At 60.2% G+C, this 7038-nt stretch carries 5 protein-coding genes and 2 pseudogenes; 4 read left to right on the top strand and 3 right to left on the bottom strand.

Annotation, left to right across the window (positions count from 1 at the left end; genetic code table 11):
* Positions 1-590 (top strand): annotated as a pseudogene (locus CI807_RS15510) (ABC transporter); the annotation flags it as partial.
* Between the two features lie 4 nt (positions 591-594).
* Here the strand turns inward: CI807_RS15510 and CI807_RS15505 are convergent.
* The 3 genes from CI807_RS15505 to CI807_RS15495 form a co-directional block, all read right to left on the bottom strand.
* A complete protein-coding gene (locus tag CI807_RS15505) occupies positions 595-903 on the bottom strand; it encodes a hypothetical protein (protein ID WP_016975361.1) in 309 nt (102 codons plus the stop codon).
* A gap of 247 nt (positions 904-1150) precedes the next feature.
* Positions 1151-1585: a DoxX family protein gene (locus tag CI807_RS15500; protein WP_028615629.1), complete on the bottom strand. Its 435-nt coding sequence runs from the start codon at positions 1583-1585 to the stop codon at positions 1151-1153.
* A 103-nt stretch (positions 1586-1688) separates the two neighbouring features.
* Positions 1689-3110 carry a transglycosylase SLT domain-containing protein gene (locus tag CI807_RS15495; protein WP_095015256.1) on the bottom strand — a complete coding sequence of 474 codons (1422 nt, stop codon included), beginning with the start codon at positions 3108-3110 and terminating at the stop codon, positions 1689-1691.
* 237 nt (positions 3111-3347) lie between these two features.
* On the opposite strand from CI807_RS15495, the gene CI807_RS15490 reads away from it, so the two are divergent.
* From CI807_RS15490 to CI807_RS15480, 3 genes and pseudogenes are all read left to right on the top strand, one after another.
* Positions 3348-4154, top strand: coding sequence for a TatD family hydrolase (locus CI807_RS15490; protein WP_095015255.1), 807 nt, complete (start codon positions 3348-3350; stop codon positions 4152-4154).
* 96 nt (positions 4155-4250) lie between these two features.
* Complete coding sequence (locus CI807_RS15485; protein WP_095015254.1) at positions 4251-5732, top strand: methyl-accepting chemotaxis protein; 1482 nt, start codon at positions 4251-4253, stop codon at positions 5730-5732.
* 198 nt (positions 5733-5930) lie between these two features.
* Positions 5931-7038 (top strand): annotated as a pseudogene (locus CI807_RS15480) (type IV secretion protein Rhs); the annotation flags it as partial.

Raw genomic sequence — 7038 nt, 5'->3', positions numbered from 1 at the left:
CGAAACGCTCGGTCACGTTCACCGAAATCCGCAGGCAGCCGCCTGGCTTGCGCAAAGCTGCAAAGATTCATGTCGTGGTCGTTGCTGACACGGACATGCTCATGGACACGGTCAACAACGCGGCACCGGACGGCAACGCGCTGTTTGTCCTGAATACATTGGACAACCTGTCCGCCCCCGACACACTGGCCGCCATACGCCCACGCGTGGCGCAGGAAAGGTCACCCAATGCGCTGGAAGGCATGCGCGAAGTCGCGAAACAGGCCTATCGCCTGAAGGCCGGTGAACTGGAGCGGCGCCTGCAGCGCACGGAACAAGAATGGCAACGACTTAGCCCATGGACAACCGCCCTCGGCACCCAGGCAGTGGACACCAGCACCCGGTTGCAGGCACTCAACAAGGAGCGTCTGCGCTTGCCCATGGAGCTGCACGCGCTGGAGCACGAAGCTTATGCGCAGGTACGCCGAATGGAGCTGACGATAAAACTGGTCGTGACCTTTGCGATACCGCTGACGTTATGCCTGATCGCCTGGTTGGTCTTTCTGGGCCAACGCCGTCGCCGGCTGAAAGCCGGCAGCATCATTCACTGAACGCTCAACGACGGGCGATCAGCCCTTGCCGGGCAATGCGGGTCAACTGACGGATGACCTCATCGGCGTCGCCAGCACTGGGCGCCTGGATAACCGCAAGGTCAAAACTGTTGCTGGCAAACCGCGCAAGGGAATCGCCATCTTCGACAAACTGGATCAGGAACGCGGAGGGTCGGCCCGTACGACGCGGCCAGCCGTCCAGGTAGCGCAACAGCGTCGGCTGGTGTTTGCCGCCCAGGAGAATTTTAGGATTGCGTTGAGTGAGGTCCGCGGTGATCGGGGCCAGGCGTATCAGGGGGCGTAGTGCATTCATCGTGTCGTGTCTCTGCCTCAAAAGTCTGCGGGCAGGTGAGAGGCAACACCGAACCAGCGCTTTAGCGGAATTTCGAAGCATGGAACATGCTTCTGTCGGGACCGATAACGATCACCCATGGCGCCCCGCAATTAGCTGTTTAAATCGGCGCATGAGCGGCATCCTAGAGAAGCCGGTGGGGCGGTGTCAAGAATCCCGATCAGCAAAAAGCCCGCACAGGGCGGGCCTCTTGAAGGTTCTACGACGATCAGTTGGCGATGGCGCGATCCGCAGACAGCTTGCCGGCGCCTTCCAGCAGTACCGCCAGCGAGCCACCGAGCAAGGCCAGGGCGAACTCATAACCGTTGTTGGCCATGAACAGGCCATTATGGATGTGCACCGAGAAGATCGCCACCAGCGACAGAATGGTCAGGCCCAATGCCGCAGGACGAGCCAGCAGGCCGATGATCAAAGCCAAACCAGCAAAGAACTCAGTGCCGCCCGACAGCAGCGCCATCAGCGTACCCGGCGCCAGGCCGATGCTTTCCATCCACTGGGCAGTGCCCGCCAGGCCGTAGCCACCAAACCAGCCGAACAGTTTTTGCGAACCGTGGGCGGCGAAGATGATGCCGACAACAATGCGCAGAATGGTCAGGCCGTAACCGGCGCGGGTGGACAGGATGCTTTTGATCAGTGGGCTCATGGTGATAATCCTTTTCAAAGTAGGGGTTGGTTGGCCGCTATATTAATCAGTTTAAGCAATGATAAAAGCCGAAAAAATGCCTGATTAATATCGAGAAAATCGATTACTTCCGCGAGGCGATTTTCGGCGCTGGCGGCTCGAGGGACTCCCGCTCCCGATCGAACGCCAAATAGTACTTGTTGACGCTATTAACATAGCTGACGCCGCCCATCCCTACCTGCTCCATGGCAATGCGTTCAACCTGGAAGAACCACTGATTGGGATTCAGCCCCCGGCGCCTGGCTTCAGTGCGCATGCCCTGCACCCGCTCCGGCCCCATGTTGTAGGCCGCCAATACGAAGGCCATGCGCTCGCGCTCGTTGAGCTTGGGACTGGCGAAGAACTTGCGACGGATCATCGCCAGGTAGCGCGCCCCCGCCTGCACGTTACTGTCGAGATTCTCGATATTGTTGACCCCCACGCGCTGCGCCGCTGAAGGTGTAATCTGCATCAGGCCAGTGGGGCCGCCGCTGTTGCGCGCGCCAGGATCGAGCGCCGACTCCTTGAAGGCCAATGCCGCCAGGTTCAGCCAGTCGATGCCCTGCTCGCGGGCGTGTTTCTGCAACACCGGGCGCAGTTTTTCCAGGCGCTGACGGTCGACCCGCGCCAACGGATTGCGCACTTGATAGAGGCGCCGGTAGATCCGCTGGAACGCCACATCCTGGTCTGAGGGGGTTCGGTAGGTCTTGAGGAATCGATCAATGCTTGCCCGCAGCATCGACGCGTCCTGGCGCACAAACCAGTACTCGTCGCCCGGTTCGCTGATCGCCACCTGCTTGTCAAAGCGCAACTTGGGCAGGATCTTCGACCAGCGTTCGGCAATCGGTTTTTCAACAATAGTCAGGTGAAAAATTCCCGCCTGGACCATCTCCAGCACATCTTCCACGGCCAGGGTCGGGTCCACCCATTCCACCTTGATAGGTGGCTGTTTGTGCAGGGCCAGCTTCTGGTTGACCTGGCTGATGGCATCCGCCGCCGCGCTGCCGGTGGTCAGCGCCAGGGTGCGGCCCGACAGTTGCTCCAACTTGGTAAACCGTCGCTCTCCCTTCACCCCCACCAACCACAACGGTACATCGCTGACAATCGGGTCGCTGGTGCTGATCTTGTGCGCAGCCTTCACATCGAGCAATTCACCCGGCGCCACCAGATCACCTTCGCCACGGGCCAGCGCACCGAGCAGTTGGTCCTTGGCTTTGGGGATGATCTTGAAGTTGATTTCCTGGCCATCACGGGCGTGGCCATTGAGGTATTGCTCGAAAGCGCGCAGGCGATGGTATTCGACACCAATAGCCTGGCCCTGGACCTCGCCGGAACTGTTACGGCTCTGGTTGACCAATACGCGCAGGATGCGGCTGGAGCGAATCTCCGCCAGGTCACGGACCTTGCTGGGCTTGGTGACTTCCAGCGGCCCGTCCAGACGCGCGACCGCCGCCATGGGCAGCAGCAACGTCAGGCACAACATAAGCAACGCCGAGGGTCGGATCATCCGCTCTCCGGAAAAGAATACTGGCCAACGCCCTCGCGAAAAACGAGGCGGTGGGAGTCAGAAACAGAGCGCTTTATGCGCAGGCTTTGCGCGCAACGGTGGCAGGATGAACGGCGGCTGGCCGACCACAATGTCACTTGCGACGTTCAAAGACAGCTATAACTCGTTGTAGTTCTTCGTTTTTCTTATAAATCTACAGCTCTGATATGCTTTCCGGCCGCAGGCGGAGATAGCACCATGCAACTCATTGATATCGGCGTCAACCTGACCAACCCTAGTTTCGACGAGAAGCACCAGGCTGTACTCGACCGCGCCTATGCCGCCGGCGTACAGCAATTGGTGCTCACCGGCACCAGCATCGAGGGCAGCGAACAAGCCCTGCAATTGTGCGAAAAATTCGATCAAAGCGGCCAGCGGCTGTTCAGCACCGCCGGCATCCACCCCCACTCCGCCAGCGACTGGAACGGCGACAGCGCCCAGCGTTTGCGCGCTTTGCTCAACGAAAGCCGCGTACGTGCGGTGGGTGAATGCGGACTGGATTTCAACCGGGACTTTTCCCCGCGCCCGCAGCAAGAAAAAGTCCTCGAAGAACACCTGGCCCTGGCCGTCGAGCTCAAATTGCCGGTGTTTCTCCACGAACGTGACGCCAACCAGCGCCTGCTGGAAATTCTCAAGGACTACCGCGACCACCTCACCGCCGCCGTGGTGCATTGCTTCACCGGTGAACAGGCGGCGTTGTTCAGCTACCTCGACCTCGACTTGCACATCGGCATCACCGGCTGGATTTGCGACGAACGCCGTGGGACACACCTGCATCCACTGGTCAGGGAAATCCCCCGTGACCGTCTGATGCTGGAGAGCGACGCACCCTATCTGCTGCCGCGCACCCTGCGCCCCAAGCCGAAAAATGGCCGGAATGAGCCGGCGTATCTGCCGGAAGTCCTGCGCGAAGTCGCCCTGCACCGCAACGAAAGCATGGAAGACCTCGCCCGTAACAGCACGGCATGCGCCCGCCGCTTCTTTGGGCTGCCTGAAGTGGATTGATGCGGCGCATTGACCCACGTCAAAACCGTCTCCCTGGATAGCGGCACAATAATGGCACCTTGCCAATGCTGTTTCCGCTATCAGAGAAAACCTTCCATGGGTGCCTGGCTTAGCAATATCTCGCTTAAATACAAATTCTGGGCCGTCAACGCGGTCGCTTTCATCACCACTTTGCTGCTGGTGCTGTATGCCGTGCAGCTTGAACAACAGGCGCGCAGCACAGCGTCCCTCGCCTCTGCGCAAGCACAAGCGCGGCTGCTTGGCGCCTGGCCGGCTGGGGAAGCACTGCCCAAGGGCGAGCACTGGCTGACGTTCAAGCGCGGCCAAGTCCCACAACTGGCCGACCAGGATCTGTCAGCCCTGGGCAGCGCCACGGGCTGGATCGAGCTCAATCACATGCCTGTGTTCGGCGAGAACCCGCTGATGGGCGCTGAAGTCGTCGCCCGTCCTGATGGTCAATACGTCGCCGTCCTTGCCTATGCGCCCAGCCTGAGCCAGGTATTCGAAGAGCGCTTCGCCAACTATGCGGCGGCGGTCATGATCCTGATGCTGGCGATGCTCGGCGCCTCGCAATTGCTGATCCGCTTCCTGCTCAGCCAACTCAACACTCTCAAGGACGTAATGCTGCACGTAGAGAAAACCGGCGACCTGTCAGCCCGCGTGCCCTTGGCGTGCAAGGATGAAGTCGGTCAGATGGCCAGCGCGTTCAACGCGATGCAGGCCGGCTACCAGAGAGTGGTCAGCACCGTAGCGCGTACCGCCCAACAGCTGGACGACGGCGCCGCGCGCCTCGCCAGCAGCATGAACGAGGTGCAACACGGCATGCTCGGCCAGCAAAGCGAAACCGACCAGGCCGCCACCGCCATCAACGAGATGACTGCAACGGTTTATCACATTGCTCAGCACGCAGGCGCCACAAGGGATCTGTCCCAGACCGCCGACACCCTCGCCGGCAGCGGCCAGGAAGTGGTCACCCGTGTACAGCGCTCGATTGCCGGCCTGTCTACAGGCGTGCAACAAACCGCCGAAATGATTCAGAAGCTCGCCGAGGACAGCCAGAAAATCAACGGCGTGGTCAGCGTGATTCACAGCATCGCCGAACAAACCAACCTGCTCGCCCTCAACGCCGCCATCGAAGCCGCCCGCGCCGGGGAAATGGGCCGTGGCTTTGCCGTGGTCGCCGACGAAGTGCGCAACCTGGCGAAACGCGTGCAAAGTTCCACCGACGAAATCACCCGTATGGTCTCGGCCCTGCAGGCCGGCACCCGCGACGCGGTGGACTTCATGCAGGAAAGCTCGTTCAAGGCCGACGACTGCGTGCAGCAGGCCCAGGAAGCGGGCGCCGCCCTCGCCGAAATCACCGGTGCCGTGGCGCAGATGCGCGAAAGCAACACCCAGATCGCTGTCGCCGCCGAACAGCAAAGCCACGTGGCCGAAGAAATGAACCGCGCGGTCGTCAGCATTCGCGACGTCACCGAGAACACCGTGCAGCAAACCGTGGACTCCGCGACCACCAGCAATGAACTGGCCACCCTGGCCGGAGAGTTGAGCAAAGCGATAGGGCAGTTGAAGCTGTAGGACTGTTCACCCTGTAATCCACTGCCTACAACATAGCCTCGGTTTGCCCTAAGTTTTGGCGAAACTTCCTAGCCCTCCCGGCGAATAACGCCGACTTCTTTTCCCAACCAACCTCTCCAAAGTCTCTCGCCTGACCAATCAGCGCGAGGGACCGCCGATGCACCTTTCTATCAGTGCCCCACTCAATGGGGCCGTTTCATGATTCCGGTTATTGCGCAGTTCGTCCTCTCCCCGATGGATGCCGAAAGGCCGGACGTGGAAACCGTTCTGCGTGATTTCCGAACGTGCCTGAACGCATTTGACGAGTGGGCCGAAAGCTTCTGGAGCGGCTCGGCGCTGGACGTGGAGCAGGTGTTCAAGGTCGGCCAGGAAGTTTCCCTCGTCGCTCCCGCATCCTCCAAAAAGCCCAATCGCACGGTAGCTGTTTGCAAGGCCCAGGGCTCGTTGACCCTGGTGCATATGTTTGAAAGCACGCGGTTTGTGCCCATCGGCAATACGCCGGTGATGCTGCAAGCCATCGGGTCGGACGGCACGCCATTCGGTGACCCTATCCGTCGAACCATCGACGCCAGCGGCATTCTTGAAGTCAACGATTGCATCCGCGACCAGCGTTACCAGATCACTTTTTACCCCAACGTTTCCAAGGCACACGTCAAAGCGCTGTATGCGTCTTATCAGTCGGTGATCGCCGGGCTGGAACAGCGCTTGCGTGATGAATGGACGAAGACCTTCAAACCGCGATGGAAGGACTTCGCCAACGCCACGCCGCTCGAGCGCAGTGCGATGCAAGGCGTGGCGTTGGCCGGTGGGATTGGCAAGGCGCTCTACAACCTCTGGGATAACGTCACACAGCTATACGACCTGTTGGCGGACCTCAAGGCCAACAGCGAAAAGCTCCTGAAGTACATCACCCAGGTCGAGCTGGACGAGCTACTGAAACTGGGCAAGGACGCCATCGCCCATGGCCTGCTGGTACTCAGCGATGAGCCGCTGCTGTTCATCTATCTGTCGGCAATGGTCGCCTGGATACGCATGCTGCCGCCGCCGGATATGTATGAACTGGTGGGCGAGATTACCGGCGAGATTCTGATCAATCTGTTTTTGATCTGGGCGACCCGGGGCATGGGCGTGCAGGTTCGGCTGGGTATGCAGGTGTTGGGGCATATCAAGTCGGGTCGGGTGCGCAAGTGGCTGGCGATGTTGGCTGAGCAGTTGGTTGAGCCTCGGTTGGACGCGCATGTCGACGCGGCCAAGCCCATGTTGTTGGGTAGCTCGGCGACGCCGATTCGGACGATTCCGGATGTGC

It is taken from the genome of Pseudomonas sp. NS1(2017) (assembly GCF_002269425.1).
GTDB classification, from domain to species: domain Bacteria; phylum Pseudomonadota; class Gammaproteobacteria; order Pseudomonadales; family Pseudomonadaceae; genus Aquipseudomonas; species Aquipseudomonas reactans.
The sequence above is the reverse complement of the archived record's forward strand: the minus strand, read 5'-3'. Positions and strand labels throughout refer to the sequence as shown.

Bases quoted from the DNA above. Each gene is read 5' to 3' on its own strand.
- CI807_RS15490 (WP_095015255.1), top strand. From the start codon at position 3,348: ATGCAACTCATTGATATCGGCGTCAACCTGACCAACCCTAGTTTCGAC.
- CI807_RS15505 (WP_016975361.1), bottom strand. From the start codon at position 903: ATGAATGCACTACGCCCCCTGATACGCCTGGCCCCGATCACCGCGGAC.
- CI807_RS15495 (WP_095015256.1), bottom strand. From the start codon at position 3,110: ATGATCCGACCCTCGGCGTTGCTTATGTTGTGCCTGACGTTGCTGCTG.
- CI807_RS15500 (WP_028615629.1), bottom strand. From the start codon at position 1,585: ATGAGCCCACTGATCAAAAGCATCCTGTCCACCCGCGCCGGTTACGGC.
- CI807_RS15485 (WP_095015254.1), top strand. From the start codon at position 4,251: ATGGGTGCCTGGCTTAGCAATATCTCGCTTAAATACAAATTCTGGGCC.